At 70.8% G+C, this 25,938-nt stretch carries 28 protein-coding genes, 1 pseudogene and 1 riboswitch; of the genes and pseudogenes, 16 read left to right on the forward strand and 13 right to left on the reverse strand.

The window, feature by feature from the left end; genetic code table 11:
* The first annotated feature begins 9 nt into the window (after positions 1-9).
* Both G6R20_RS02920 and G6R20_RS02925 read left to right on the forward strand, forming a co-directional pair.
* Positions 10-492: an ABC transporter permease gene (locus tag G6R20_RS02920; RefSeq protein ID WP_240341270.1), complete on the forward strand. Its 483-nt coding sequence runs from the start codon at positions 10-12 to the stop codon at positions 490-492.
* Between the two features lie 69 nt (positions 493-561).
* Positions 562-1,266 (forward strand): TetR family transcriptional regulator, encoded by a 705-nt coding sequence (locus G6R20_RS02925; RefSeq protein ID WP_163375515.1) that lies wholly within the window; start codon positions 562-564, stop codon positions 1,264-1,266.
* Here the strand turns inward: G6R20_RS02925 and G6R20_RS02930 are convergent.
* Both G6R20_RS02930 and G6R20_RS02935 read right to left on the reverse strand, forming a co-directional pair.
* On the reverse strand, positions 1,222-2,190 hold the full coding sequence (locus G6R20_RS02930) for a formylglycine-generating enzyme family protein (protein ID WP_163375516.1): 969 nt from the start codon (positions 2,188-2,190) through the stop codon (positions 1,222-1,224). The two genes, G6R20_RS02925 and G6R20_RS02930, sit on opposite strands and share 45 nt — an antisense overlap.
* On the reverse strand, positions 2,187-2,771 hold the full coding sequence (locus tag G6R20_RS02935; RefSeq protein ID WP_119192604.1) for a helix-turn-helix domain-containing protein: 585 nt from the start codon (positions 2,769-2,771) through the stop codon (positions 2,187-2,189). The genes G6R20_RS02930 and G6R20_RS02935 overlap by 4 nt, the downstream gene beginning before the upstream one ends.
* Positions 2,772-2,884: 113 nt before the next feature.
* Here G6R20_RS02935 and G6R20_RS02940 point away from each other — a divergent pair, with 113 nt between their 5' ends.
* Together G6R20_RS02940 and G6R20_RS02945 are read left to right on the forward strand one after the other, a co-directional pair.
* Positions 2,885-3,784, forward strand: coding sequence for a TauD/TfdA family dioxygenase (locus tag G6R20_RS02940; RefSeq protein WP_163375517.1), 900 nt, complete (start codon positions 2,885-2,887; stop codon positions 3,782-3,784).
* An 86-nt stretch (positions 3,785-3,870) separates the two neighbouring features.
* Entirely contained in the window at positions 3,871-6,174 is a 2,304-nt protein-coding gene (locus G6R20_RS02945; protein WP_205475729.1) for an arylsulfatase, read from the forward strand.
* 25 nt (positions 6,175-6,199) lie between these two features.
* Here G6R20_RS02945 and G6R20_RS02950 read toward each other — a convergent pair whose 3' ends face one another.
* From G6R20_RS02950 to G6R20_RS02960, 3 genes are read right to left on the reverse strand one after another with little or no spacing between them, the layout of a single operon-like run.
* Entirely contained in the window at positions 6,200-7,384 is a 1,185-nt protein-coding gene (locus tag G6R20_RS02950) for an FAD-dependent oxidoreductase (RefSeq protein ID WP_163375519.1), read from the reverse strand.
* A gap of 4 nt (positions 7,385-7,388) precedes the next feature.
* Positions 7,389-7,655 (reverse strand): hypothetical protein, encoded by a 267-nt coding sequence (locus G6R20_RS02955; protein WP_067716453.1) that lies wholly within the window; start codon positions 7,653-7,655, stop codon positions 7,389-7,391.
* A gap of 32 nt (positions 7,656-7,687) precedes the next feature.
* Positions 7,688-8,644: an aspartate dehydrogenase domain-containing protein gene (locus G6R20_RS02960; protein WP_163375520.1), complete on the reverse strand. Its 957-nt coding sequence runs from the start codon at positions 8,642-8,644 to the stop codon at positions 7,688-7,690.
* A gap of 21 nt (positions 8,645-8,665) precedes the next feature.
* On the opposite strand from G6R20_RS02960, the gene G6R20_RS02965 reads away from it, so the two are divergent.
* Complete coding sequence (locus G6R20_RS02965) at positions 8,666-9,067, forward strand: hypothetical protein (protein ID WP_163375521.1); 402 nt, start codon at positions 8,666-8,668, stop codon at positions 9,065-9,067.
* Positions 9,068-9,089: 22 nt separating this feature from the next.
* On the opposite strand, the gene G6R20_RS02970 is transcribed toward G6R20_RS02965, so the two are convergent.
* On the reverse strand, positions 9,090-9,389 hold the full coding sequence (locus tag G6R20_RS02970) for an EthD family reductase (RefSeq protein ID WP_163375522.1): 300 nt from the start codon (positions 9,387-9,389) through the stop codon (positions 9,090-9,092).
* 59 nt (positions 9,390-9,448) lie between these two features.
* Between G6R20_RS02970 and G6R20_RS02975 the strand changes: the two genes are divergently transcribed.
* Both G6R20_RS02975 and G6R20_RS02980 read left to right on the forward strand, forming a co-directional pair.
* A complete protein-coding gene (locus tag G6R20_RS02975; RefSeq protein ID WP_067718194.1) occupies positions 9,449-9,643 on the forward strand; it encodes a hypothetical protein in 195 nt (64 codons plus the stop codon).
* Between the two features lie 79 nt (positions 9,644-9,722).
* Complete coding sequence (locus G6R20_RS02980) at positions 9,723-10,199, forward strand: SRPBCC family protein (protein WP_096906955.1); 477 nt, start codon at positions 9,723-9,725, stop codon at positions 10,197-10,199.
* On the opposite strand, the gene G6R20_RS02985 is transcribed toward G6R20_RS02980, so the two are convergent.
* A complete protein-coding gene (locus G6R20_RS02985) occupies positions 10,196-10,594 on the reverse strand; it encodes a hypothetical protein (protein WP_163375714.1) in 399 nt (132 codons plus the stop codon). The two genes, G6R20_RS02980 and G6R20_RS02985, sit on opposite strands and share 4 nt — an antisense overlap.
* A gap of 17 nt (positions 10,595-10,611) precedes the next feature.
* Between G6R20_RS02985 and G6R20_RS02990 the strand changes: the two are divergent.
* Positions 10,612-10,874: pseudogene (locus tag G6R20_RS02990) on the forward strand (glucose-6-phosphate dehydrogenase (coenzyme-F420)); the annotation flags it as partial.
* Positions 10,875-10,931: 57 nt separating this feature from the next.
* Here G6R20_RS02990 and G6R20_RS02995 read toward each other — a convergent pair.
* The gene (locus G6R20_RS02995) at positions 10,932-11,120 is read right to left on the reverse strand and encodes a hypothetical protein (protein ID WP_205475712.1); all 189 of its coding nucleotides are present in this window, start codon (positions 11,118-11,120) and stop codon (positions 10,932-10,934) included.
* Positions 11,121-11,131: 11 nt separating this feature from the next.
* Positions 11,132-11,229, forward strand: a riboswitch (TPP riboswitch).
* 85 nt (positions 11,230-11,314) lie between these two features.
* Between G6R20_RS02995 and G6R20_RS03000 the strand changes: the two genes are divergently transcribed.
* The 3 genes from G6R20_RS03000 (at position 11,315) to G6R20_RS03010 (ending at position 13,044) form a co-directional block, all read left to right on the forward strand.
* On the forward strand, positions 11,315-12,079 hold the full coding sequence (locus tag G6R20_RS03000) for a 3-oxoacyl-ACP reductase (RefSeq protein WP_163375523.1): 765 nt from the start codon (positions 11,315-11,317) through the stop codon (positions 12,077-12,079).
* Between the two features lie 53 nt (positions 12,080-12,132).
* Positions 12,133-12,498 carry a hypothetical protein gene (locus G6R20_RS03005; RefSeq protein WP_163375524.1) on the forward strand — a complete coding sequence of 122 codons (366 nt, stop codon included), beginning with the start codon at positions 12,133-12,135 and terminating at the stop codon, positions 12,496-12,498.
* 75 nt (positions 12,499-12,573) lie between these two features.
* On the forward strand, positions 12,574-13,044 hold the full coding sequence (locus tag G6R20_RS03010; RefSeq protein WP_163375525.1) for a hypothetical protein: 471 nt from the start codon (positions 12,574-12,576) through the stop codon (positions 13,042-13,044).
* A 73-nt stretch (positions 13,045-13,117) separates the two neighbouring features.
* Here G6R20_RS03010 and G6R20_RS03015 read toward each other — a convergent pair whose 3' ends face one another.
* Positions 13,118-13,342, reverse strand: a complete 225-nt coding sequence (locus G6R20_RS03015) for a hypothetical protein (RefSeq protein WP_067716967.1) — start codon at positions 13,340-13,342, stop codon at positions 13,118-13,120.
* 133 nt (positions 13,343-13,475) lie between these two features.
* Here G6R20_RS03015 and G6R20_RS03020 point away from each other — a divergent pair, with 133 nt between their 5' ends.
* Entirely contained in the window at positions 13,476-14,399 is a 924-nt protein-coding gene (locus tag G6R20_RS03020; RefSeq protein WP_163375526.1) for an SDR family oxidoreductase, read from the forward strand.
* A 505-nt stretch (positions 14,400-14,904) separates the two neighbouring features.
* On the opposite strand, the gene G6R20_RS03025 is transcribed toward G6R20_RS03020, so the two are convergent.
* The 4 genes from G6R20_RS03025 to G6R20_RS03040 all read right to left on the reverse strand — a co-directional run bounded on the left by G6R20_RS03025 (position 14,905) and on the right by G6R20_RS03040 (position 20,629).
* Positions 14,905-16,017: an NDMA-dependent alcohol dehydrogenase gene (locus G6R20_RS03025; protein WP_163375527.1), complete on the reverse strand. Its 1,113-nt coding sequence runs from the start codon at positions 16,015-16,017 to the stop codon at positions 14,905-14,907.
* 119 nt (positions 16,018-16,136) lie between these two features.
* Positions 16,137-17,666, reverse strand: coding sequence for an aldehyde dehydrogenase family protein (locus G6R20_RS03030; protein WP_163375528.1), 1,530 nt, complete (start codon positions 17,664-17,666; stop codon positions 16,137-16,139).
* Between the two features lie 156 nt (positions 17,667-17,822).
* Complete coding sequence (locus G6R20_RS03035; protein WP_163375529.1) at positions 17,823-19,529, reverse strand: helix-turn-helix domain-containing protein; 1,707 nt, start codon at positions 19,527-19,529, stop codon at positions 17,823-17,825.
* A gap of 161 nt (positions 19,530-19,690) precedes the next feature.
* On the reverse strand, positions 19,691-20,629 hold the full coding sequence (locus tag G6R20_RS03040; RefSeq protein WP_163375530.1) for a helix-turn-helix domain-containing protein: 939 nt from the start codon (positions 20,627-20,629) through the stop codon (positions 19,691-19,693).
* A gap of 165 nt (positions 20,630-20,794) precedes the next feature.
* Here G6R20_RS03040 and cysD point away from each other — a divergent pair, with 165 nt between their 5' ends.
* The 4 genes from cysD to G6R20_RS03060 all read left to right on the forward strand — a co-directional run bounded on the left by cysD (position 20,795) and on the right by G6R20_RS03060 (position 25,912).
* A complete protein-coding gene (gene cysD / locus G6R20_RS03045) occupies positions 20,795-21,712 on the forward strand; it encodes a sulfate adenylyltransferase subunit CysD (RefSeq protein WP_067716962.1) in 918 nt (305 codons plus the stop codon).
* Positions 21,712-23,640, forward strand: coding sequence for a sulfate adenylyltransferase subunit CysN (gene cysN, locus G6R20_RS03050; RefSeq protein WP_163375531.1), 1,929 nt, complete (start codon positions 21,712-21,714; stop codon positions 23,638-23,640). Before cysD ends, cysN begins: the two co-directional genes overlap by 1 nt.
* 4 nt (positions 23,641-23,644) lie before the next feature.
* A complete protein-coding gene (locus G6R20_RS03055; RefSeq protein WP_163375532.1) occupies positions 23,645-24,562 on the forward strand; it encodes a sulfite exporter TauE/SafE family protein in 918 nt (305 codons plus the stop codon).
* Positions 24,563-24,643: 81 nt separating this feature from the next.
* On the forward strand, positions 24,644-25,912 hold the full coding sequence (locus tag G6R20_RS03060) for a cation:proton antiporter (protein ID WP_240341239.1): 1,269 nt from the start codon (positions 24,644-24,646) through the stop codon (positions 25,910-25,912).
* Positions 25,913-25,938: the final 26 nt, after the last annotated feature.

Genomic DNA, 25,938 nt, shown 5'->3' on the forward strand with positions numbered 1-25,938 from the left:
GACGTCCTGCTGGCGTTCCCGTCGCTCATCGTGCTCATCGCGATCGTCACGGTCCTCGAGCCGACCCTGATCAACGTCACCTTGGCGCTGGGGATCATGGTGGTGCCGTCGTACGCACGGCTCGTCCGCGCCAACGCGATGAGCTTCGCCGGCCGCGAGTTCGTCACCGCTGCCCGGTCGCTCGGTGCGGGCGAGACCCGCATCATGCTGCGCGAGGTGGCCCCCAACATCGTGGCGCCGGTGCTGTCCTACAGTTTCATGCTCGTGGCGGTGCTGATCGTCGCGGAGGCCTCGCTGAGCTACCTGGGGCTGAGCATTCCTCGGCCCGAACCGACGTGGGGCAACATGATCAGCGCCGGTCAGTCCGATTTCGAGAGGTACCCCGGACTGGTGGGGATTCCCGCCATCGTCCTGTTCCTCACGGTGTTGAGCTTCAACCAGCTGGGCGAGGCCGCCGGCCGCAAGTGGAGCCCCGGAGCGGCCAAGATCTGATCGACGCCGACCGGCCCGGTCCGGCGGCGGTACGGGCACGTGTTCAATCAAGCCGGAGGAAGGGGCCCGATGGACCCGACGAATGAACCCTCGGTCGAGGGAGCCGCCCAGGCGAAGGACGCCAAGACGGCGATGCTCGAGATCGCCGAGCAACTGATCAGCGAGAGCGGTCTGGACCGGGTCTCGATGCGCGACGTCGCCACCGCCGCCGGGCAACGCAACAACTCCGCGGTGCAGTACCACTTCGGCAGCCGCGACGGTCTCATCCTGCAGGTGCTGCGGCGCCGGCTGGCCGCCCTCGACGTCGATCGCCGGCAGCGGTTGGCGGAGATCGACGAGCAGGGCCTGGGCACCGACCTCGCGACTCTCGTGCGGGTGCTGTTCGAGCCGATCGTCGAGCTGCTCCGGTCCCAGCCCGAGTCCACCTATTACGCACGGTTCCTGCAGCGGGTCGGACCTGTCATGGCCCCCGGGATCCCGGAGGCGCAGTTGCGCACCGCGACCGACGACGTGGTGGTGCGCCTCATCGATGTGCTCTCCCACCTGCCGCGGCGGGTGGCGTTCGAACGTATCGACCTGGCCACCCAGATGTTCACCGGTGCACTGGCCGTTTACGAGGACCGTCGGGACGCCCGGAACGCCGTGGTCAACGCCGACTTCGACAAGGTCGTCGCCCATCTCTACGACATGGTCGAGGCCGCGCTGCGTGCAGGGGTCGGACCAGGGGAGTCACACGTCGCGGACGCACCGGAAGCCGAGGTTGGCAGTAGCTGAACCGGCGGTGTTCGCGGATCGGGCCGCCACCCGGTATCGGTGGCAGTACGACTCGTGGCACAGGTAGGAACCTCCCCGCATCACGCGCCACGTCTCGTCGCCCGGGCTCCCGTCGGGGCGCGGACCGCGGGGATCCTCTCGGGGCGAGACCGCGTAGTAGCCGGGGTCGAACACGTCGGCGCACCATTCCCACACGTTGCCGACCATCTGGTGCAGGCCGTATCCGTTCGGCCGGAACGCGCGTACCGGGGCGGTCGTCAGGTGGCCGTCGTCGAGCGTGTTGTGGGAGGGGAACCGTCCCTGCCACACATTGAGACCCCACCGACCACGCGGGGTCAGCTCGTCGCCCCACGGGAAGCGGGCCCCGGCGAGGCCGCCCCGTGCCGCGTACTCCCACTCCGCCTCGGTGGGCAGGCGGGCCCCCGCCCATTCGCAGTAGGCCGTCGCGTCGTTCCAGGACGCGTGCACGACCGGGTGGTTCTGCACAGCGGTGATCGAGGACCGGCGCCCGCCGGGGTGGCGCCAGTCGGCTCCCCGCACGGCCACCCACCACGGCGTGGAATCCAGGTGGTGGAGGACGTCGGCCGGGTCGGCCTCCACGGCGAGATGGAACACCGGCGAGACGCCGAGGTCCTCCGCGTCGGTCACGTACCCGGTGTCCTTGCAGAACCTGGCGAACTGGGCGTTGGTGACGGCGCACTCGTCCATCCGGAACGAGCGCAGGCTCACCTCGTGCAGGGGTAGCTCCCCGTCGTCGGGGTACCCCTCGTCGAAGTGGTCGCCCATCACCGACGTCCCGCCGGGAATCAGGACCTGCCGGCGGGGACGGTCGGCTCCACGGCCCGGGGACCGCGGGCCCCGCAGGTTCGGCCCGTCGGGAGGGGGCGGGGCGCCCGGTGCGCAGCAGGCCCTCGTCGTCGTCATCGTCCTTCCCCGGCTCCCCGGCCCGTGACCACCTCGGACAGGAGTTCCGCCATCCGCGTGTCGACGTCCTCGCGGTCGGCGGCTCCGACGTCCAGGACGTCGAGGATCTGGTCGCGCAGAACCGGCCAGGCATAGATCACCGTGAGGGCGAGCGCGAGATGCAGTTCGCCGGCCGGCGGGGGATCGGTCATGCGGGACACCGCGCCGGCGGGCCGGACCGAGGCGTCGATCAGCGGCCGCGACACGGCGTCCGGATCCAGGGACAGCCACACCAACAGGCGGCTGAAATCCGGGTTCTCGACGGCTCCGGTGAGCATGGAGTGGACGGCCCGGCCGGCATCGTCGTGGTCTCCCACCCGGGCGGTGCCGTGCCGCAGGCCGTCCTCGAGCACCGCCGACAACAGGTCGTCCTTGTTCCCGATGTGTCGGTGGATGAGGCCGAGGTTCACCCCCGCGGCTTCGGCCACCAGGCGCAGGGGCGCCCGTGGCCCGCGGGCCGCGAAGATCCGGCGGGCGGTGCCGAGAACGGCGCGGCGTACTGCGTCTCGTCCGACGGGGCGATCCGATTCGGGGAGATCCATGGACGCCACTGTAGACGATCGTCTACAGTCACGGTTGAGCACGCTGTAGACAGATGTCTACGCCTCGCGCGTCGTCCCCTCGACCAGGCCCACCGGCCACGGAAGGAACCCCCATGCAGGTCACGATCGGCGATCACGACATCGAGTTCGGCCCCAAGCGGATGCGGCTGACGGCCGACGATGCCCCGCCCGCCACCTACCATCACATCGGCGTGCGGCCCGTCACCCCGTTCATCGGAGCGGACGTCGAGGGCGTCGACATCGCCGCCCCGTCACCCGAGCAGATCTCCGAACTCAAGACCGCGCTGCTCGAGAGGAAGGTGCTCTTCTTCCGCGACCAACAGCACGTCACCGCCAACCAGCACCGCGACTTCGCCGCCCACTGGGGCGACCTGGAGGTCCACCCGCTCCTCGACCAGGGGGAGATCCCCGAGGTCGTGAGGTTCGACCGCGGACAGGACAACCCGGGCATGGAGAACATCTGGCACGTGGACGTCACCTGGCAGGACCGGCCCCCCATGGGGTCGGTGCTGCGGGCGATCCGGGTCCCCGATGCCGGCGGCGACACCCTGTGGTCGGACATGGGCAACGCCTACGACGCGCTGCCGGACGAGATCAAGAAGCGGATCGACGGGCTGACGGCCACACACGACTTCACGCCGTCGTTCGGCCGGAGCATGTCCCCCGACAAGCTCGCCGAGATGCAGAAGCGCTACCCGCCGCAGCACCATCCGGTGGTCCGCACGCACCCCGAGACCGGCCGCCGACTCCTGTTCGTCAACAGCCTGTTCACCACCGGTATCGACGGCATGGACCCGGTCGAGGGCAGGGAGTTGTTGCGGCGCCTGCTCGACCAGGTCAAGATGCCCGACTTCCAGGCACGCCTGCGTTGGGCCCCGGGCACGGTGGCGTTCTGGGACAACCGGGCCACCCAGCACTACGCGTGCAGCGACTACTTCCCCCATCGTCGGGTCATGGAGCGCGTCGCCATCGTCGGGGACGTGCCGGCATGAGCCCGTCAGACGACGCGTTCCCCGAGGCCGGTCTCGACCGTCACGTCCTGCCCGTGCGGCGGCTCGCCGGTCGGGTGCCCGCCGAGATGGACCGCCGCGACCAGCAGGACGGGTTCCCCGGCGTCGAGCAGATCCGCCCACCGCAGGGGGCGCCCAACGTCCTGCTGGTGATGCTCGACGACGTGGGGTTCGGCACGTCCTCGGCGTTCGGGGGCCCCTGCCGCACCCCGACCATCGAGCGCCTCAACCACGACGGGGCGGGGTACACGCGGTTCCACACCACCGCGCTGTGCTCGCCGACCCGCGCCGCGACCCTCACGGGGCGCAACCACCACAGCGTGGGGATGGGCGTGATCGCCGAGATGAGCACCCGCGCACCCGGATACACGGGCATGCGGCCCGACTCGGCGGCCACCATCGCCCGGGTGCTGCGCGGCAACGGCTACGCCACCGGCGCGTTCGGCAAGATGCACCAGACCCCGCCGTGGGAGACCACGGCCGCCGGGCCGTTCGACCGCTGGCCCACCGAGGAGGGGTTCGACACGTTCTACGGGTTCCTGGGCGCCGAGGCGGACCACTTCACCCCGGTCCTCTACGACGGGCGTCGACAGGTGGACCCGCCCCGGACGCCGGAGGAGGGATACCACCTCACCGAGGACCTGGTGGACCACGCCGTCCAGTGGGTCGAGAACGTCTCCGCCGTGGCCCCCGACATGCCGTGGTTCTGCTACCTGCCGCTGGGCGCGGTCCACGCGCCGCTGCACGTCCCCGAGTCCTATCGCGACCGGTACGTCGGCGAGTTCGACGACGGCTGGGACGCCCTGCGTGAGCGGACCCTGGCGCGCCAGAAGGAACTGGGAGTGGTCCCCGAGGACACCGAGCTCGGACCATGGGCGCCCGGTCTGCCGCACTGGGACGAGCTCGACGACGACGAGAAGAAGGTCGCCGCCCGACTCATGGAGCTGTACGCCGGGTTCCTCGAGCACACCGATGACCAGGTGGGGCGACTCATCGACCATCTCGACTCGACGGGTGCGCTGGAGAACACCCTGGTCCTGTACATGGTCGGGGACAACGGCGCCTCCACGGAGGGCGGCCGGCTGGGCGCGTTCAACTACCTCGCCGGACTCAACGGGCTGCCCTCGACCACCGAGGAACTGCTGGCCAAGTGGGACGATCTCGGCGGCCCCGACTCGTACCCGCACTTCCCGTCGTCCTGGGCGCTGGCGCTGAACACCCCCTACCAGTGGGCCAAACAGGTCGCCTCCCACTACGGCGGGACCCGGAACGCCCTCGTCGCGCACTGGCCGGGCCGGATCGCCGAGCCGGGCAGGTTGCGCCACCAGTGGCACCACTGCGTGGACATCGCCCCCACCATCCTCGAGGCCGCGGGCCTGCCGATGCCGCACACCGTGGACGGCGTGGCGCAGAAGCCGTTGGAGGGGGTGGGCATGACCTACACCTTCGACCAGCCCGACGCCCCGGACCGGCACACCACCCAGTACTTCGAGATCTTCGGCAACCGCGGGATCTACGACCACGGGTGGACCGCCGTGACCGCGCAACGGGCGCCCTGGCTGATGGCCACCTCCGGCGTCGACCTCACGCCGCTGGCGGACAGTACATGGGAGCTCTACGACACCCGCGCGGACTGGTCGCAGTCCCGTGACCTAGCCGCAGAGCACCCCGAGATCCTCGAGCGGTTGACGATGAAGTTCATCGCCGAGGCCGCGCGGTACGACGTCCTGCCGCTGGACGACAGCACCGTGGGACGCCAGGCCGGCGTCGACAACCGCCCACCCCACCCCATGGGCGGCCGCTCGTCGATCACCCTGTACCCGCACATGGACGGGCTCAACGAGAAGGCCGCGCCCAAGCTGCTCAACCGTGCGTTCCGTCTCACGGCGGCGCTGGAGGTCCACGGAGGCGATTCCCCCGCGGCCGGGTCCTGCGAGGGTGTGCTGCTCAGCCTGGGCGGCCGCTTCGGTGGCATGACGCTGTACATCGTCGACGGGGTGCCCGTCTTCGAGTACAACTTCTTCGGTCGCCACCACGGCCGGGCAGCCGGCAGCGAACCGCTCGCCGCGGGTGCGCGCATCGTCGAGCTCGAGTTCGCCTACGACGGAGGGATCGCGGCGGGCGCGGACCTGCGCCTGCTCGTCGACGGTGAGCAGGTGGGGCACGGGCGGATCGCCGTGACGGCCCCCGCGATGTTCAGCATGAACGAGACCTTCGACATCGGGCGCAGCCGGGGGAGCGCGGTGAGCACCGCGTACGAGGGACCGTTCCCGGTCCGCGGCGCCACGCTCCACCACGTGCAGGTGGATCTCGGTCGCGGCAGTGAACTCCCGCAGGCGCGACGGGACGAGATCGAACTGGCCACCCACTGACCTCGGCGACGGACCGGTCGCCGGGTCAGACCCGGCCGCGCAGGAGCTTGCGGAAGTACACGACGGGCTGGACGAACCGGTCGAACGCGTACGTCATCCGTCGCGGGGCGGAGAGGTCGATCCCCGGCACCGACGGGGCCGGCCGGCCGTCCCGGTCGTGCTCGTCGAGCACCAGTCGGCCCCTGCTCACGGCCACGGGGATGACCGTGTAGCCGTCGTACTCCTTCAGCGGCCCACCGTCGCGGGCGGCGCGCAGGTTGTCGGCCACCACCGCGACCTGGTCGCGCAACGCGCCACCGGACGGGCGGGTGTCCACGGTCGCGGCGTCCCCCAGTCCCCACACCGTCTCGTGGCGCGTGTGGCGCAGGGTGCGGGGGTCCACCTCGACGAGCGTGGCGGCGTCGCCCGTCGCCAGGCCCGAGTCGGCGACGAATCGCGGTGCGCGGCTGTCCGGGGTGACGTAGGCGAGGTTGACGTGCTCGAGGGTCACCGGGGCGGGGCCGTCGAGCGAGACGGTCCGGGCGGCGTGGTCCACGGCGGTCACCCGAGTGTCGGCGTGCACCGTGATGCCGTAGTCCTCGATGAACGGCTGCAATCGGGAGTCGATCTTCTCCAGTCCGAGCAGTCCGCCGAACGGGGTCACCAGGTGCACGTCGATCCGGTCGAGCACCTCGGCCCGCCGCCACCGGTCGCACGCCAGGAACATCGCCTTGAGCACCGTCCCGCCGCAGGATGCCGGCTCGGGCGGAACCGAGAACACCACGGTGCCCTCACGTTCACGCACGAGGGCAGCACATGCCCGACCGGCGTACTCGGGCACGTGGGCGGACACCGCCCAGCCGTCGACGTAGGCCTCCTGCAGTCCCGGAATCTCCTCCCAGTGCGGGGTGAGACCGGGGCACAACACCAGGTCGCGATAGCTGACGGACGCCCCGCTGTCGAGGGTGACGGTCCGGGCGTCGGGATCGACTCGGGTGGCCGCGTGCGGCACGAGTTCGACCCCGTCCGGGACCACGGTCGCCATGGCCCGCTCGTAGCGGGACATGCGCGCCTGCCCGGCCGCGGCGTAGTTCAGCATCGGCCGGTAGCGGTGCACCGGGCTGGGGTCGATGAGCGCGATGCCGCCCACGCCATCGCGCCTGAGGCGGGCCGCCAGGGAGACCCCGGCATTGCCTGCCCCGACGATCACGGTATCGAACGCGGCGGGCATGGCTCTAGAACACCTCGAACGCGTAGCCGACGAGGCCGACCACCAGGAGGAGGACGACGATGGCGATGACCACTATCCACACGACGGGACTCGTGCGTCCCGGCTGGGGAGTCGGACTCTGCCGCTCCGTGGGGGCCTGCTTCCGGGCCGCGCTGTCCGACTGCAACGAGGTCGAGTCGGAGTCCGGGGTCACCCCGGCAGGGGCGGAACCGGTGTCATCCACGTCCGGGCTCTGGGCGGGATCAGGGTCTGACGGTCGGGCGTTGGTCATAATCGCACCTCTCGTTGACTGGGACCCACACGCTAGGGGCTCGGCGGTCGAGCTTCCACCGGTCGGCCTGTCACCGGCCGGTCTGTCACCGGCCGGTCTTTCGCCTCGCGACGCGAACCGCGGCCCGGGTTCTGGCCGAGCACCACCACGCCCGGCCCCGTGCCCGCCGTGAGTGACGCGAGGACCTCCGCGACCGACCACGCGGTGATCGCCGAGGTGCGGCCGCCGGAGTCGGGGTCCACGGCGTTCTCGAACTGCAGCTCGTAGCGACCCATCGGCGAGACCCACTCCACGACGTGGCGGGTGCGCCGGACCTCCGGGTCGGCGACGACGACCACCTCGGTCCGGTCCAATCCCAGCGTGGCGAGCGCGAGCGCGACCGAGGCGTTGGAGGTGAGCGGGAACGCCAGCGCGGCCTCGCGGGCGGACCCGCGGAACACCTCCCGTCGCTCGGTGAGCTGCTCGTCGGCGTCCAGCGCGGCCGGGCTCTTGATGGTGTGGTGCCGCAGGTGTGCGTCGTCGGTGCCCGCGAGTGCGGCCGCCGAGAGGACGTCGAGTCCGCCCACCGCCCCGGCGGGGACGAGTACGCGACCGGAGGCGAGCCCGCGGGCGAGGAGCTCGCGGGGGTCCGAGTGGCGGGCGAACACCCCGCAGGAGCACACGATCATGTCCCTGCCGGCGGCCGTCACGCGCGGGATGAACTCCTCGGCGGCCTCGACGCTCCCGGCCTCGACGACCACGTCGGCCGCCTCGATGGCGTCGGTGATCTCCTCGTCCGTGCTGCGGGAGCGGAGCACATCGCCGAGCCTGGCCCCGGGGACGTCGCCCCGCTCGAGTGCCTCGATGACCGCGCTGCCGATCGCGCCGGCACCGATCACGGCGACCACCAGCGGCCGGGTGCGCGCGGCCTGATCGGCTGAGCCGGTCACATCGACCGGGCTCGCCGCGGAACCGGCCGGGTCGGGCGAGGGGGAGCGCGGAGGGGTCATGGTGAGGCCACCGTACCTACTTTGATCAGCCAGGACCGCCACCGGCGGGCCGGGGAATCGCACTCCGACTACTTCGACCGGCTCTTCGGCCAGTCCTACGCCGCGTGGGTGGAACACGACCAGGTGATGGTGGCCGGAGTACAGGCGACCGGATACGACGACGAGGTGAGGTCCCGCTGGACCGAGTTGGTGACGGGGTTGAACGCCCGCCTCTCGGAGCAGATGGGGCAGGACTCGGAGGCCGGGCTAATCGCCCCGTTGTCCGATGACCACGGGGCGATCGTCGACAGGCTGACGGACATGATCGTCATGGCCTTCTACCAGGACCGGTCGCTCAAGCCCGCCGAAGCCGAGTCCGCCCGGATGCTGGCGTCCCTCAAGGCGATCTGGTTGGGGGCGTGGGGAGTGGCGGAGGTCCGGTGAGGCTGTGTCCCGGTGCTACCGACTACTCGGTGCTGCCGACGAGCATGGACGGGGTGACGCCGAGGTTGGCGGCGTCCGCCACCAGTGCCCGCCCCTCCTCGGTGGCCATCGACGCTCCCATCTCCTCGGCGTCCGCGAAGAACAACTGGGCCATCAGGTGGAACTCGGGGGCCGATCCATCCGGGCCGGGCAGGAAGCGCGTGACCTTGGCGTCGGCGAGGCCGGGCACCTTGTGGGCCAGGGGGATGTGGGTGCCGATGTAGTACTCGTCGAACTTCTCGACGTCGTCGGGCGTGGGGTACAGAACGGTGAGGGCGATCAATGTGCATCCTTCCGAGGGGTGTCCGGCCCGATGGCCGGCCGTGGGGTGTCGTAGCGGTGATGATGCCGCAGACCACGGCGCCACGGGCCCGGTCCGTCAGGCGAGTCCTCGGAGTCGTGATCGCCGGCGCCCCGAACCTGGCCACCTGGATGGTGATGGGCGCAGGCATCGGTGTGGTCGTGGGGAGTGTCGCCGAACTGTGGCGTGACGTGGCACGACGAACTGCTCACGGACCCACGCCCACCGCGCACTGATCACAGGCCACCGCGGTACCGGCTGCGGCCCTATCGTGGTGTGATCCGATCCCGCGAACTCCGGAAGGACCGATCTGCCATGACCGCCATCACCACCGTCGACCGCGGCCCCCGCGTCGTCGCCCGCAGCGTCACTGTCAACGCCCCCGCCGAGGAGCTGTTCGGGCTCGTCACCGACCCGCGCAAGCACGGGCTCGTCGACGGTTCGGGGACCGTCAAGAGCAACGTCAAGGGGCCGTCAACCCTGTCCGAGGGCGCCAAGTTCACCACCTCGATGCGCATGTACGGCGTCCCGTACCGCATCACCAGCACGGTCACCGAGTACATCGACACGCCCGACCAGAAGGTCATCGAGTGGGCGCACCCCGCGGGCCACCGCTGGCGCTGGGAGTTCACCCCGACCGCGGATGGGCGTACCGAGGTCACCGAGTGCTTCGATCCCCGGCCCTCGAAGATCGGCAAGGTCTTCGAGAAGATCGGCGTCGCCGACCAGAACGCGTCCGGCATCACCGAGACGCTCTCGCGCCTGGCCGCGAAGTACGAGACCGCGGGTTAACCACGGTCCGTCGCCCGGTCACGGCCGCGTGCGGCCCGGTAGCGGGCGATGAGGGCCGCTGTGGAGGAATCCGTGTCGGCACCACTGGAGTCGGCACCACTGGCTTCGTCGGAGGCGAGTGCCGGGTAGAGGTCGCGGGCCTGCTTCTTCCCCAGTTCGACTCCCCACTGGTCGAAGGCGTTGATGTTCCAGATCGCCCCCTGGACAAAGACGACGTGTTCGTACAGGGCGATGCGCTGCCCGAGGACGCCGGGGGACAGCGAGGGCGCGAGGATCGTCGTCGAGGGACGGTTTCCGGGCATCACCCGGTGAGGGAGGAGAGCGGCCTCGATGCCGTCGGCGCGCAACTCGGCGTCGGTCCGGCCGAAAGCCAGCACCCGGGACTGGGCGAACATGTTGCTCACGAGCAGGGGCCCCGCTGTCGTTGACACCGGAGCAGAAGCACTCGGTGGATTCTCCGCGCGAGATGGAGCGCCTCGCGGATGAGTTGCCGATCGAGCAGGTCGCCCAGCGGTGGATTGTCGCCTCGGACCCCGACGAGGCCGTCGAGCAGGTCAAAAATACGTCGACGCGGGCCTGAACCACCTGGTCTTCCACGCCCCCGGCCACGATCAGAAACGCTTCCTCGACCTCTTCAATTCCGACCTCGAACCGCGACTGCGTCGCCTCGCGTAGGCGCCGCGGGCGGGCAGGTGACCCTCCCGGCCGCCCGCCCGGCCGCTCACCCCGGGCTCAGGCCCGGGTGAGCAGCAGCGGCGCCGCCGCGAACCGCGACCAGGGCCCGCCCGCGAAGGTCAGGCCGATCAGGCGCCGGTCGTCGAGCCGCCGGAACTCGTCGCGCACCCAGCGCCACGGCACCGGGCTCGAGGCGCCGTACGAGCAGACGATCACCTGACCGCCGTCGAACCACGAGGATTCCAATGACTAGGCTCGCACTCGACACGGGGTGCCGCCCATCCGGGCGGCTGAGAACACACCCGTCGAACCTGAACTGGGTAGTTCCAGCGGAGGGATGTCGTGCGCGTCGCCGGGCGTCGTCGCCTCTCGTGCGGTCATCGCGCGGCGGGCAGGTACGCATCGCGCTCCCCGTGAGGAACCACCGGGAAGCGAGTGGCATGCGTATCAACGAGCAGGTCGTCCTGGTCACCGGCGGAGCCCGCGGACTCGGCGTGGAGATCATCCGCGCCTTCTCCCGCGAGGGCGCCCTCGTCGTCGTCAACTACCGACGCAGCGAGGCCGCCGCCGCCGACCTCGTCCGTGAGCTCGGCGAGGACCGCGCCGTCGCACTACGCGCTGACGTGACCGACGACGACGAGGTACGCGCCCTCGTCGACGCGGCCCGCACGCACTTCGGTCGGCCGATCAGCACGGTGGTCAACAACGCCTTGGTCGACTTCCAGTTCAACGGCGACGCCAGGCCGCGGCCGGAGACCCTCACCTGGGAGGACTTCGACTCGCAGCTGCGTGGCGCGGTCAAGGGCACCCTCGCCACCACCCAGGCCGCGCTCCCGGGGATGCGGGAAGCCGGGTTCGGGCGGATCGTCACCATCGGCACCAACCTGTTCCAGCACCCGGTGGTGCCGTACCACGACTACACCGCAGCCAAGGCCGCCGCGCTCTCGCTGACCCGCACCCTGGCCACCGACCTCGGGCCGGACGGCATCACGGTCAACATGGTCTCCGGTGGCCTGCTGCGCACCACCGACGCCAGCGCCGCTACACCTGAAGAGGTGTTCGACGTCATCGCCTCCGGGACGCCGCTACGGCGCGCGATCACCCCCGCCGAACTCGCCGACGCGGTGCTGTTCTTCGCCTCCCCGTGGGCACGGGCCGTGACCGGGCAGAACCTCATCGTGGACGGCGGGTTGGTCAAGGGCTGACGGCGCGGCGGTCACCCTTGCCCGGGCGAGCTCGGGTGGGGGAAGCTGGAGGAATGGAACTGCCCTCGGTCACCGCCTCGCGAACGGCCGAGGGCCGGCGGATCGAGGAGGCCGAGGCGGCGGTGGCCGAACTCGACCAGCGACTGACCGAGTGGGACGACCAGCGTGCCCTTGTCGCCGCAGCCGAGCTCGGCGACGACCCCCACGCCCACGTGCCCGCGACCTGGCCGACCGTCGCGGAGGCGCGGGCGTCCGCGGCCGGTCGGCTCGCGGCGCCGCTATCACCGGCCGCCGTCGAGGCGGAATGCTCGGAGCTCCGCTGGGCGGGCCTGGGGAAACTGATCGGGGCCGGCATCTCGGCGGCGGTACTGCTGTCCGTGCCGCTGACGCTCGTCCTGCACGCACTGGTGGGATCATGACGGCCCCGGGGTCGGGGCTGCGGTCGGGGCCTGGGGCTCGGCGGCTCGGCGCATCGGCCGTGGGGCGGTGACGGTATGCCCCTGATCCTCGCGTTGGTGCTGCTCACGGTGATCGCCGGGCTCGCCGCCTGGGTCGCGGCGACCGGCTGGCTCGCGCGGTCCGGGCTGGAGGATCTGTCCCGCCGCCGGCGGCTACGGCGGGGTTCCGACCCGGTCCAGCTCACCGCCGAGCGCGCGGTGGATTCAGCCCGGCGTTCCTACTTCCTGGCGCTGGAGGCGCTGACCGAGACCCTCGATCGGTGGTACGCGCTCCGGCCCACGCTCGGGATCGGTACCCCGCTCGAGGGCACCTATCCCGACGTCAGGGACCGCACCGACGCCGATCCGGAGTTCGCCGCGTTGCTGGAGCGGGCGAACACCGCCTGCCTCGACAACCGCTCCGGCCCCCCTGATGCGGTCCCGGACCTGCTCGAGGAGACCGCGCGCATGGACTCACTGATGCTCGCCCTCCGCGAACGCGTCCACCGCGCGGGTCGGCCGAAATGAGCGACTCCGCCTCGCCCCACCCACGCGTGGCGGGTGACGGGCAGGCGGAGTAGCGGTGTCCGCGGGGGTGGGCTCAGGCGATGCCGGTGCCCTCGTCGGCCGCGGGGGAGGTGTTGGTGCCACCGTCATTGATCTCGAATCGCGTCCACTTGCCGTCCATGTCGACCTCCATGGCGTAGCCGAGCGAGTCTTCCGGGACCTCGACCGTCTTGAACCAGTCGTAGGCCTTGGTGTCGTCGGCGAACTCCTTCTCGTCGATCACGTTCTGCTCGGGGTCAATCACGCGGTAACGGGGCATGCGTGCTCCTTCGTCTCGTGGGAAGCTGAGTTCTCTTCCGCAGTGTGGGGGATTCGGCGCCGACTCGCATCCGGACGGGCGGCCGCCCGTGGCGCGTACCTTCGATCCGGACAGTCGATCCAGGAGGCCACAGATGAGCACCGACCCCACCGCTACCCCCTCCGGCCAGCAGAGCTCCGCGGCTCCGGTCGATCCCACCACCAAGTTCCAGGTGGAGATCCCGATGCAGTCGCAACCCGCCCCGGGGCTGGCCTCCGAGCTCTTGCCCCCTGCCGACCACGGTGAGGCGTCGTATGTCGGGCACGGTCGTCTGACCGGTCGGCGCGCCCTCATCACCGGCGGGGACTCCGGGATCGGTCGGGCGGTCGCCATCGCGTTCGCGCGCGAGGGGGCCGACGTGGCGATCGGCTACCTGCCCTCCGAGCAGTCCGACGCCGACGAGGTGGCCGAACTCGTCCGCGGGGCGGGTCGGACGTGTGTGCTCCTGCCAGGCGATGTCGGGGACGAGCCCACCGCGCGGGGCATCGTCCGCGACGCCGTGGCCGGCCTCGGCGGGATCGACGTGCTGGTGCTGAACGCCGCACGGCAGACCTTCGTCGAGAAACTCGAGGACCTGTCCTCCGATCAGTGGGCGGAGACGATGAACGTCAATGTGAACGCCCCGTTCTGGATGATGCAGGAGGCGCTGCCACACCTGCAGCCCGGTGCGAGCGTCATCTTCACCTCGTCGGTGCAGGCGTACACCCCGTCAGCTGGCCTGGTGGACTACGCCACCTCGCGGGCGGCCGTGAACACCATGTCCAAGTCGCTCGCACAGCAACTTGCGCCGCGCGGGATCCGTGTGAACTCGGTGGCGCCGGGCCCGTTCTGGACGGCGTTGCAGGTGAGCGGGGGAAAGAAGGCCGAGGAGTTGCCGTACCACGGGCAGAAGAACCCGCTCGGCCGACCCGGGCAGCCGGTCGAGATGGCCGGCGCGTACGTATATCTGGCCTCCGAGGAGTCGTCGTACACGACCGGCAACACGCTCTCGGTGACCGGCGGCGCGCCCACACCCTGACGCAGCCGCTCGCCGGGATGGCGTCTCGCCTGTCACGATGCGCGGGCGAAACGCGGCCGCTCGCCGGGATGGCGTCTCGCACACACCGAAGAGCGGGCGAGGCGCCATCGTGAGGGGCGGCTGTGGGCTGGTTGAGCAGCGGAGGGGGCGAGACGCCATCGGCGGGAGCGGCTGCCGGGCATCTGCAGGGGCGGCTGTGGGCTGGTTGAGCAGCGGAGGGGGCGAGGCGCCATCGGCGGGAGCGGCTGCCGGGCATCTGCAGGGGCGGCTGTGGGCTGGTTGAGCAGCGGAGGGGGCGAGGCGCCATCGGCGGGAGCGGATGCCGGGCGTGTGCGGGGGCGGCTGCCGGACTTCTGGAGGAGCGACTGCCAGCTGACGCACCGACGCGCGCCGCCCAGGGGGGAGGGCGGCGCGCGCCGGGGGGGAGGAGTCGGTCGGATGGGGAGGGCGGGTGCGCCGTCCCGCCCGGCCCGACCGACTCCGGTCTATGGGTCCTACCGCCGGATCAGGTGTCGTGGATGATCACCCCGCGCATGATCTTGCCGTCCTGCAGGTCCTGGTACCCCTCGTTCACCTGGTCGAGCGTGTAGGTCGTGGTGATGAGCTCGTCCAGCTTGAGCTTGCCCTCGTCGTACAGCCGCAGGAGCTTGACGATGTCGTACTGCGGGTTGGCAGAACCGAACAGGGTGCCCGTGATGGTCTTGCCGAACAGGGCCATCATCGTGCCACTGACCTGGACGGTCTTGTCGGTCATGTTGCCCAGGCCGGTGATCACGACGGTGCCGCCCTTGCCGATCACGTCGAAGGCGCTCGAGACGACCTGCTCGTCGACGGTGCCCACCAGGATGAGCGCCTGGTCCGCCATCTGTCCCCAGGTCAGCTTCTCGACCTCGGCGTGGGCCTCGGCGGCGTCGGCGAAGGCGTGGGTGGCGCCGAACTTCAACGCCTCGTCGCGCTTGAACTGAACGGGATCCACCACGACCACGTGGCGGGCACCGGAGTGGACGGCGCCCTGGACGGCGTTGATGCCCAGGCCGCCGATTCCGTAGATCACCACGGTGTCGCCCTGGCGCACGTTTCCGGCGTAGGTGGCGGTGCCCCAGCCCGACGGCACGCCGCAGCCCACCAGGACGGCCTTGTCGAGCGGCAGCCAGTCGTCGACCTTGACCACCGAGTGCTGCGAGATCACCGAGCGCTCGGAGAACGTACCGAGCATGCACATCGCACCGAAGTCCTTGCCGTCCGAGTGGAAGCGGAAGGTCCCGTCGGGCATATGGCCCTCGAGGATCGTCGCGCCCATGTCGCAGAGGTTCTGCCGCCCGGTCGAGCAGTAGCGGCAGGTCCCGCAGTTGGGGATGAACGAGCACACCACGTGGTCGCCCGGCTTGACCTTGGTGACGCCCACGCCCACGGCTTCGATGACGCCGGCTCCCTCGTGCCCGCCGACGATCGGGAAGCGCGGCGGGAGTGAGCCGTCGGACAGGTGCAGGTCGGAGTGGCACAGGCCCGCGGCCGTGTACTTGATCAACACCTCACCGGGGCCGGGATCGTCCAGGTCGAGCTCGATGATCTCGAACGGCTTGTGGAGGTCGAACAGTACTGCTGCTTTGGTCTTCACGGCGTGTTCCTTTCAGGTAGTGCAGGGTGGGAAGAGAGGGGAGTCGCCGACGTCCCCGGAGGGGGCACGGGGACGCCGGGTCCCGGTTCGTGGAGCTCGATCACTCAGAGCTCGATCACTCAGAGCTGGATGTTGACCGACCTGGTCTGGGTGTAGAGGTCCAGCGCACCCTGGCCCAGTTCGCGGCCCCATCCGGACTGCTTGAACCCGCCGAACGGCATGGCGGTGTCGAAGCCGTTGTACTGGTTGACCCAGACCGAGCCGGCGTGCAGACGGCTGGCGACCTTGTGGGCCTTGGAGATGTCCTTCGTCCAGACGCCCGCGGCGAGGCCGTAGATCGAGTCGTTGGCCTGCCGGACCGCGTCGTCGATGTCGGTGAACCGCAGGGCCGAGACGACGGGGCCGAAGATCTCGTCCGTGACCACCCGGTGGTCGGGTTCGACGTCCACGAAGACGGTCGGTTGAACGAAGTAGCCGGTGTCACCGTGTCGGCCGCCACCGGTCAGAGCGCGTCCGCCGTCCTCGATCCCGGCTCGTAGGTAGTAGGAGACCTTGTCGAACTGGTCCTGGTCGACGAGCGGGCCGAGTTCGGTGGCGGGGTCCAGGCCGTGCCCGATGGTGGCCTGGGCGGCGGCGTCGGCAACAGCCTGCGTGAACTCCTCGTAGATGGAGTCCTCGACGTACAGGCGGGTGCCGGCGGTGCAGGCCTGCCCGTGGTTGAACATCCACGCGGCCACGGACCCGGCGACGGCGGCCTCGAAGTCGCAGTCGGCGAAGACGATGTTGGCGCTCTTGCCGCCCAGCTCGAGGGAGACCTTCTTGAGGTTGCCCTTGGCGGCGTCGACGATCAGCTTCCCGACCTCGGTGGAGCCGGTGAAGGCCACCTTGTCCACGTCGTCGTGGGCCGAGATGGCCGCGCCGGCGTCGCCGAAGCCGGTGACGATGTTGACCACGCCGTCGGGAACCCCGGCCTCGGCGATGACCTCGCCCAGCAGCAGCGCGGTCAGCGGCGTCTGCTCGGCTGGCTTGAGCACCAGCGTGTTGCCGGTGGCCAGGGCGGGTGCGAGCTTCCACGCCGCCATGAGCAGGGGGAAGTTCCAGGGGATGATCTGCCCGCACACGCCCACGGGGACGCGCTGGGTGTAGGCGTGGAACTGCTTGTCGCCGGCGAACGGCATCGACACGTTGACGGTGGAGCCCTCGATCTTGGTGGACCAGCCGGCGTAGTAGCGGAACACGTCCGCAGCCCATGCCACGTCGACGGCGGTCGCGATCGCCACGGACTTGCCGTTGTCCAGCGCCTCGATCTGGCCGAACAGCTCGGCCTTGGCGTCCAGCAGGTCGCCGATGCGCCAGAGGATCTGCTCGCGCTGGTTGGGCTTCATCGTGGCCCAGGCGCCGTCGTCGAATGCGCGGCGTGCGGCGGCCACGGCCCGGTTGACGTCCTCGGGCCCGCCGTGGGCGACCTGGGTGATCTCGGCGCCGGTGGCGGGGTCGTAGGTGCCGAAGGTGCGGCCGTCGGCGGCGTCGACCCACTGCCCGTCGATGAAGAGCTGGTGCGGGCGGCCGAGGAAGTCGCGGGCCTCGGTGCCGAGCCGCTCGTCGACCTGGGTGGTGGCGCCGGTGTCCCGGGAGAGTGTGCCGGTCATTGTGTCCTCCAAGAATTCCGACCGGCTCAGATGTGAAGCCGGTCACAACCCATCATGGGGTCGGTCCGGCCCGGCGGAGTGTTCAGATTCTGGACAACATGCACAACACCGACAGCATCGACGACGCCGGGACAACGCCGGGACGACGCCCGCCCGTCAGGACAAGCCGAACTCGCGCATCCGGGCGTACAGGGTGGTCCTGCTGATGCCCAGCCGTCTGGCGGCGCGCGACCGGACGCCGTCGCATCCGGCCAGGGCGGCGACGATCGCGTCATACTCGCCTCTCGCCAGCTCCCCGGCCCGGGGTGGGCGTCCGGTGCGGGCGCGGGACGGCAGTGAGTCCACGTCGAGGGTCGTCGACCCCCTGCGCCCGGACCCGGTGAGGCACTCGCTCAGGATCGACCGCAGGGAGATCAGTCCGTTGGGCAGGTCCAGGGCGCAGACGGCGTCCGTGAACCGCGCCGTGGGCACGGTCGGGCCCAACCCGTTCTCCGCGGCCAGCTCCGCCACCATCCGGGCGACGATCTCGGCGCTCTCGGCCCCCCGTTCGTGCAACGGCCGCAGGACGGTCCGCGCCCCGCACGCGTCCAGTGCCTCCGTCACCGCCGCGCGGGGGTCCTCGCGACTGGTGACGACGACGAGGGCGGCCCCCGCCGACCGTAGGCGTGCTGCCAGGCGGCGCAGGTCGGCGTCGTCGAGGAGGTCGATGTCGTCCAGGACCAGCGGCCTGCCCTGATCGCCCTGGTCACGTAGGGCGGGCACCACGAGCCCGATCCACGCGGCGTCCGCGCTGTCGGCTTCCGCGAGACGGACGTGCAGGGCGCCCGGGCCGGCGATGTCCCGCGCCGTCGTCGATCGTCCCGACCCGGAGGGGCCGACCACGGCGTGGGCCCGCCCGGTGGCCCCGCTGGAAGAGCCGGGCGTGGACGCGGCGGGCATCGCCGACCTCCCCGGGGTGGACGCGGCCATGGCGGCAGTGGAGGCAGGCCGGGTGCTGCCCAGGACGGGCACGGCCGGGTGCTGTTGGTCCGGGAACACCAGGTCGAGCAGGTGCCCACGGCGGCCGACACGGCTCGAGAGCACCCCGACCGTACCCACCGACAGCTCCACGGAGTCGCCCAGCTCGTCCCGGTCGACCAGGCGCCGGAGCCTGCCGAGGTCGCGGGAGTCCAGCCGTTCCAGGCTCGAGTGCGAGGCCAGTACGACCTCGTCGCCGAACGCGCAGGTCGCGGTGTCGGAGGTGCGGGTGCGTTCGACGAAGCGGTGCCACAGTTCGCGGTCGTCGGCACGGGCGGTGTCGACGTAGCGGGCCTCGATGTCCGCGACGATCTTCCGTACGAACGGCGCGAACATGCGGGAGGCGTCGGCGCTCATACCCGTCAGATCCACCGCGCCGACCAGGCGTCGCGTGAGCGGGTCGATGATCGGGTGCCCGTAACAGGCGAAGTCGCGCAGGACCTCGGCGAAGTGTTGCTCGCCGTGGATGAACACCCCGGCGCGGGTCTCGAGGGCCGTGCCGATTCCGTTGTTGCCCACCGCGTCCTCGGTCAGCGTCGCCCCGTCGTCGACCCCTCGCCGCAGCAGCATGCGGGAGATCCGGGCGTTGTCGCGCACCGAGCGGATGACCCGACCCTCACGGTCGGCGAGCAGGAGCATCGCCCCGGTGTCCTTGAGGACCTCGTCCAGGTCGTCCATGACCGGACGGGCGGCCTCCGCGAGCCGGTGGGAGCGGGAGGCGCGTGGGTCGGGAGCCCCGGGCCGGGCGCTCTTCGGGGTGAGTCCGCACGATGCGGATCTGCGCCAGGACAGATCGATGTGGTCCTCACCGGGGGCAGGGGAGGAGGGGCGGACGGTCTGGGTCACAGGGCGCCTCCGGCCGGTCGGGGGGTGTGTGATCTACACCATACGGACGCGGCGGCGTGCGTGATGCCCCCGGTAGTGGGCGGTTGGTCGGGAGGTCGTCGCGCCCGCGAGGGTCGGGCGGGGTCGGGCGGGTGTGGGGGCGGCGGCAGGCGGGTCCGGGCTCAGGGGTGGCGCGCCGCGTGCGCCGGGTGGACGAGGTGCGGGGGCAGGCCGACGGCGGGGGCGCGGCCCGGGCGCGAGGCCAGCCGGGCGGAGACCGAGTCGGCGCACGCGCTGACCGCCCGGGTGGCACGGGCGACGGCCCGACCGGTCATGCGTCGGCCCGGGGCGACGGCCACCGATCCGATCGCGCGGCCGTCCGCACGCAGGACCGGTGCCGCGATCGAGGCCACCGCCAGGTCCGCGGCGGCGTCGAGCTCCGCGTTGGTCACGTCGAGTTCCGACAGCTCCACGAACAGTTCGGACACGCGGTCACGGACCAGGGCACCGATCCCGGACGCCTCGAGGGAGTCGGCCATCCGGAGTAGTTCGCGTCGTGCGGGGGTCAGTCGCTCGATCGACCACCCGCGTCGCGCGATCTGCGGCAGGACAGTCTCGAGTCGATCCCGTGCGGCGGGGGTGAGCCCCGCGGAGTCGGCGACCCAGCGGCGCTGCTCGACCACGGGGAGGCGGGCCGCCAGTTCGCGGGCGAAGGGCGCACGCACCGGGACCACATGACCGACGGGCATGGCTTCCCGGGAGGCGGTGCGCATGCCGGCACCGACCGAGTCCACGACCTCGGCCATCCCGTCGCGGAGCTCAAAGACCACGGCGGCGATGCCGGTGGCGTCGGCCAGGGCCTCGAGGGGCTCGCGGGCCGCCCGGACGAGATCGACCTCGGCGGCCAGCGCCGTGCCCACCTCGCGCAGTCTCGGCCCGGCACGCCACCCGCCGCCGACCTTCTCCGCCCAGGCCTGGGACTCCATCTCGGAGAGCACCGCGTGGAGGGTCGACCGGCTGGCGCCGGCGACGCGCGCGAGCTCGGCCAGGGGCAGGGGAGGGCCGTCGTTCGCGAGGGCCTCGATCACCGAGAGCGCCCGATGGGTCGGTTCGTGTCGCATAGTCGACAGGGTATGCCTGTTATTCGACAGGGGCATGCCAGATGCCCTCGCCGAGGTGCATATCGCGGCTCGGCGGGCGCACGATGGTGCGGATGCCCGTGGCAGACAGATCTGTCTGCCGTCAGCCGCCCGGTACCCCGGACGGTCCACGACACTGGAGGTCGCATGACGACGAGGTCGGCGGTGACGCTCTCGCATCTCGACGCGCTCGAGGCGGAGTCCGTCCACATCTTTCGCGAGGTAGCCGCGCAGTTCGAACGCCCGGGGATGCTCTTCTCCGGCGGCAAGGACTCGGTGGTGATGTTCCACCTCGCCCGCAAGGCCTTCTGGCCCGCGCCGATGCCGTTCCCGCTCATGCACGTGGACACGGGACACAACTTCGACGAGGTGATCGAGTACCGCGACCGGGTCGTGGCGGAGACCGGCGTCCAGCTGCTCGTCTCCCACGTCCAGGACGACATCGACGCCGGCCGCGTGGTCGAGGAGACCGGTCCGGGCACCAGCCGCAACCGGCTGCAGACCACCGCCCTCCTGCGCGGCATCCAGGAGAACCGCTTCGACGCGGTCTTCGGCGGTGCCCGCCGCGACGAGGAGAAGGCCCGCGCCAAGGAGCGCGTCTTCTCGTTCCGTGACGCGTTCGGCGCCTGGGACCCCCGCGCGCAGCGCCCGGAGCTGTGGAAGCTCTACAACGGCAACCACCGCAAGGGCGAGCACATCCGCGTCTTCCCGCTGTCCAACTGGACGGAGCTGGACATCTGGCAGTACATCGAGCGCGAGGACATCGACCTGCCGCCGATCTACTACGCCCACGAGCGTGAGGTCATCGAGCGCGACGGCATGCTCCTGGCCAACACCCGGTTCCTCGAGACGCTGCCCGGCGAGGAGGCCCGCACCGAACTGGTCCGCTTCCGCACCGTCGGCGACGCCACCTGCACCGGCTGCGTCGAGTCCGACGCCGCCGACAACGCCGCCGTCGTCGCCGAGGTCGCGGGCACTCGCGTCACCGAGCGCGGCGCGACCCGCGCCGACGACCGGATCTCCGAGGCCGGCATGGAAGACCGCAAGAAGGAGGGCTACTTCTGATGAGCACCCCGACCACCGCCGGTTCGGCCCCCACCACCGCGGTCCCGAACCCCGAGGCCGCCACCGTGGAGACCGGCCACACCATGTCCGACCAGGCCCAGTTGCTGCGCATCGCCACCGCCGGCTCCGTCGACGACGGCAAGTCGACCCTGATCGGCCGGCTGCTGTTCGACTCCAAGGGCATCTTCGAGGACCAGCTGGCCTCCATCGAGGCCACCTCCGCCAAGCGGGGCGACGAGTACACCGACCTCGCGCTGCTCACCGACGGGCTCCGGTCCGAGCGGGAGCAGGGCATCACGATCGACGTGGCGTACCGCTACTTCTCGACCCCGCGGCGCAAGTTCATCATCGCCGACACCCCGGGCCACGTGCAGTACACGCGCAACATGGTCACCGGCGCCTCCACCGCCGACGTGGCGATCATCCTCGTCGACGCCCGCAAGGGCGTGCTAGAGCAGACGCGCCGCCACGCGTTCCTCTCCGCACTGCTGGGCATCCCGCGCCTGGTCGTGGCCGTGAACAAGATGGACCTCATCGACTACGACGAGGTCACCTTCGAGGCCATCCGGACCGAGTTCACCGACTTCGCCGCCAAGCTCGAGGTCCACGACGTCACGTTCGTGCCGCTGTCCGCGCTCAAGGGCGACAATGTGGTCGACCGCTCGGAGGCCATGCCCTGGTACACCGGGCCGGCGCTGCTGGACCACCTCGAGAACGTGCACATCGCCTCGGACCGCAACCTCACCGACGTCCGGTTCCCGGTCCAGTACGTGATCCGTCCCCAGCGCGCCGACGGCCTGGATCACCGCTCGTTCGCCGGCACCGTCGCGGGCGGCATCATCAAGGTCGACGACGACGTGGTGGTCATGCCGTCCGGTCGGCAGTCCACGGTCAAGGCGATCTGGGGCCCGGGCGGGGCGGAGCTGGACGAGGCCGCCGCGCCCGCCGCCGTGACGATCGCACTGAACGACGAGATCGACATCGTCCGCGGCGAGATGATCGCCCGTCCGGGCAACCGTCCGCACCAGGGCACCGAACTCGAGGCGATGGTCTGCTGGTTCGACGACGCCACCACGCTGCAGCAGAACAAGCGCTACGTCATCAAGCACACAACCCGAGACACCAAGGCGATCGTCACGGGGATGGAGTACCGGCTCGACGTCAACACCCTGCACCGCGACCCGGATTCCACAGAGCTCGACCTCAACGAGATCGGCCGCATCGGACTGCGCACGCAGACCCCGCTGATGTACGACCCGTACCGGCGCAACCGCGACACCGGTGCGTTCATCATGGTCGACGAGATCACCGGCAACACCGTGGGCGCGGGCATGATCATCGGGCCCGCCACCACGGGGTCCAACGTGGTCTGGCACGCCGGGGCCGTCCAGCGCGGGGACCGGGGGCAGGGCCGCACGCTGTGGCTCACCGGCCTGTCGGGCTCGGGCAAGTCCACGATCGCCTCCGAGGTGGAGCGGCTGCTCATCGAGTCCGGGCACCCCGCCTACATCCTCGACGGCGACAACCTGCGGCACGGCCTCAACGCCGACCTCGGGTTCTCGGCCGCCGATCGCGCCGAGAACATCCGCCGCACCGCGGAGGTCGCGGCGCTGTTCGCGGACGCCGGCGTCGTCGTCGTCTGTTCTCTCATCTCGCCCATGCGCGCCGACCGCGACGCGGCGCGCGAGGTCCACGCCAAGGCCGACCTGCCGTTCACCGAGGTCTTCGTGGACACCCCGCTGGCCGAGTGCGAGGCCCGTGACCCCAAGGGCTTGTACGCCAAGGCCCGGTCCGGCGAGATCCCGGAGTTCACCGGGGTGTCGGCTCCGTACGAGCCGCCGCTGACCCCCGACCTGCACATCCGCCCCGAGGACGGGACCGCGGAAGAGGTCGCGCAGCGGATCCTCAGCTCCATCCTGGGAATCTGAGCCGGTGCCCGAGGCCCTCTGGACCTACGATTCGCTGGGGCTGCTGGTCGTCAGCGCCGTCATCGGCGTGGTGATCGGTCTGACGGGGATGGGCGGCGGCGCCCTGATGACGCCGGCGCTCATCCTCGTGGGCATCCCGCCGACGGCGGCGGTCGCCAACGACCTGGTGGTCAACGCGGTCAACAAGGTCATCGGCGCGGGCGTGCACTGGCGGCACGGGAAACCCAACCTCAAGATCGCGTTCTGGCTCATCCTGGGATCCGTGCCGACGGCCTACCTCGGGGCGTGGCTCGTCCACGCCATCGGCGCCGACGACGTACAGGGGCTGCTGAAGAAGGCCATCGGTGCGACGCTGATCGTGGCGTCCACCGCCTACTTCCTACGGGCGTTCTTCGAGATGTCCGGGCGCATCCGCACCGGCGATGACCCCGACCCGCCGGTCAAGCCGCTGATCACCCTGCTGGTCGGCGTGATCGGCGGCCTGATGGTCGGCATCACGTCGGTCGGCTCGGGCACCGTCATCATGATGTGCATCATGCTGCTCTACCCGACCCTGGCGGCGTTGCGGCTGGTGGGCACCGACCTGGTGCAGGCGGTCCCACTGGTGATCGCGGCGGCGATCGGGCACGTCCTGGTCACCGGCGTCGACTGGAACCTGCTGGTCCCGTTGTTGATCGGTGGGGCGGTCGGCACGTTCTTCGGCTCGAAGTTCGCCAGCCGCGTCCCGCAGGGGCTCATCCGCCGGGGCATCACGATCGTGCTGGCCGTGACCGCCTCGGCGATGCTGGGCGCCCCGCCGGCGCTGATCGGCGTGATCACCCTGGTGCTCGTCGTGGCCGGGCCGCTGGTGTGGAGGGTGCTGGTGCGCCGGTTCTCGGTGCACCGCGACGAGCACGCGGAGCCGACGGTCGCCCGCACCTGACGGGGCCGCGACCGCCTCCGCTTCTCGGGAGGGCTCGTGTTCCGGTGGCGCGTCGACCCCCCGTGGGGCCACACTCCTGCGGTGGCCAACACCGACCTCATGTTCGCGGTCATCGGGGCGGCGTTACTCGTCGGCTCACTCCTTCCGCGACTGCTCCGCGAGCGGGTCCTGTCCGCGCCGATCGTCGTGGTGGCCGTGGGCATGCTCATCGGCTGGCTCATGCCCAACGAGTCGCAGCTCGTCGACGTCATCGAGCACGCGGAGCTCGCCGAGCGGATGGCGGAGATCACCGTCATCGTCGCGCTGTTCGGCGTCGGCCTGGCGCTCGACCGTCAACTCACCTTCCGAGGCTGGAGCACCACCTGGCGCCTGCTCGCCATCGGGATGCCGCTGTCCATCGCCGGGGTCGCGGTCCTGGGGTGGTGGGTGCTGGGGGTGACACCCGCGGTCGCGGTGCTGCTCGGTGCCGTCCTCGCCCCGACCGATCCGGTGCTGGCCTCCGACGTGCAGGTGGAGGGCCCCGGTCACGGGTCGGGGGAGAAGGTTGACGACGAGCACGACGAGGCGCGCTTCACCCTCACCTCGGAGGCTGGCCTCAACGACGCGCTGGCGTTCCCGTTCGTCTACCTGGCGATCTTCCTGGCCACCAAGGGCGCGCCGAGCGAGTGGGTCTGGACCTGGCTGGCGTGGGATCTGGTCGGCAAGACCGTCATCGGGGCCGTGGCCGGGTGGGTCATCGGCCGGCTGGTGGGGGCGGCCCTCTACCGGGTCCGCATCGGGGAGCACCGCCTCGTCGGATATGCCGAACCCGCGGCCGCGGTGGCCACGTTGCTCCTGGCATACGGTGTCGGCGAACTCGTGGGCGGATGGGGATTCCTGGCGGTGTTCTGCGCGGCGCTGGGCGTCCGCGCGGCGGAGCGTCACGACGAGAAGCACGCCCGGGCTCACGAGTTCATCGAGTTCACCGAGCATCTGCTCACGCTTCTGATCCTGCTGGTGATCGGGGCGTCGTTCATCTCGGATGCGGTCTTCCGGTTGGAGTGGTCGCACGCCGCGGTGGCGGCCGGGGTCCTGTTCGTGATCAGGCCGCTCACCGCCTGGATCGCTCTGCTGGGCGATCGCAAGCTGCGGCGCCCCGAGCGACTTTTCGTCGCCGCCTTCGGTGTCCGGGGCGTCGGGTCACTGTTCTATCTCTGCTACGCGATGGGCTACTTCTCGAAGGATGACGGCTGGTCACTCTGGCCCGCGGTGTCGCTGGTCATCGTCGCCTCCATCGTCCTGCACGGCGCGGCGGCGTCTCCCGCCGTGGCCTGGCTCGACCGCCACCGCGGGCGCGAGCAGGCGACCTGAGTCCGGCGGGAGCGGACCGGGCGGCG

The organism is Dietzia sp. Alg238-R159 (genome assembly GCF_900537145.1).
Classification (GTDB): Bacteria; Actinomycetota; Actinomycetes; order Mycobacteriales; family Mycobacteriaceae; genus Dietzia; species Dietzia kunjamensis.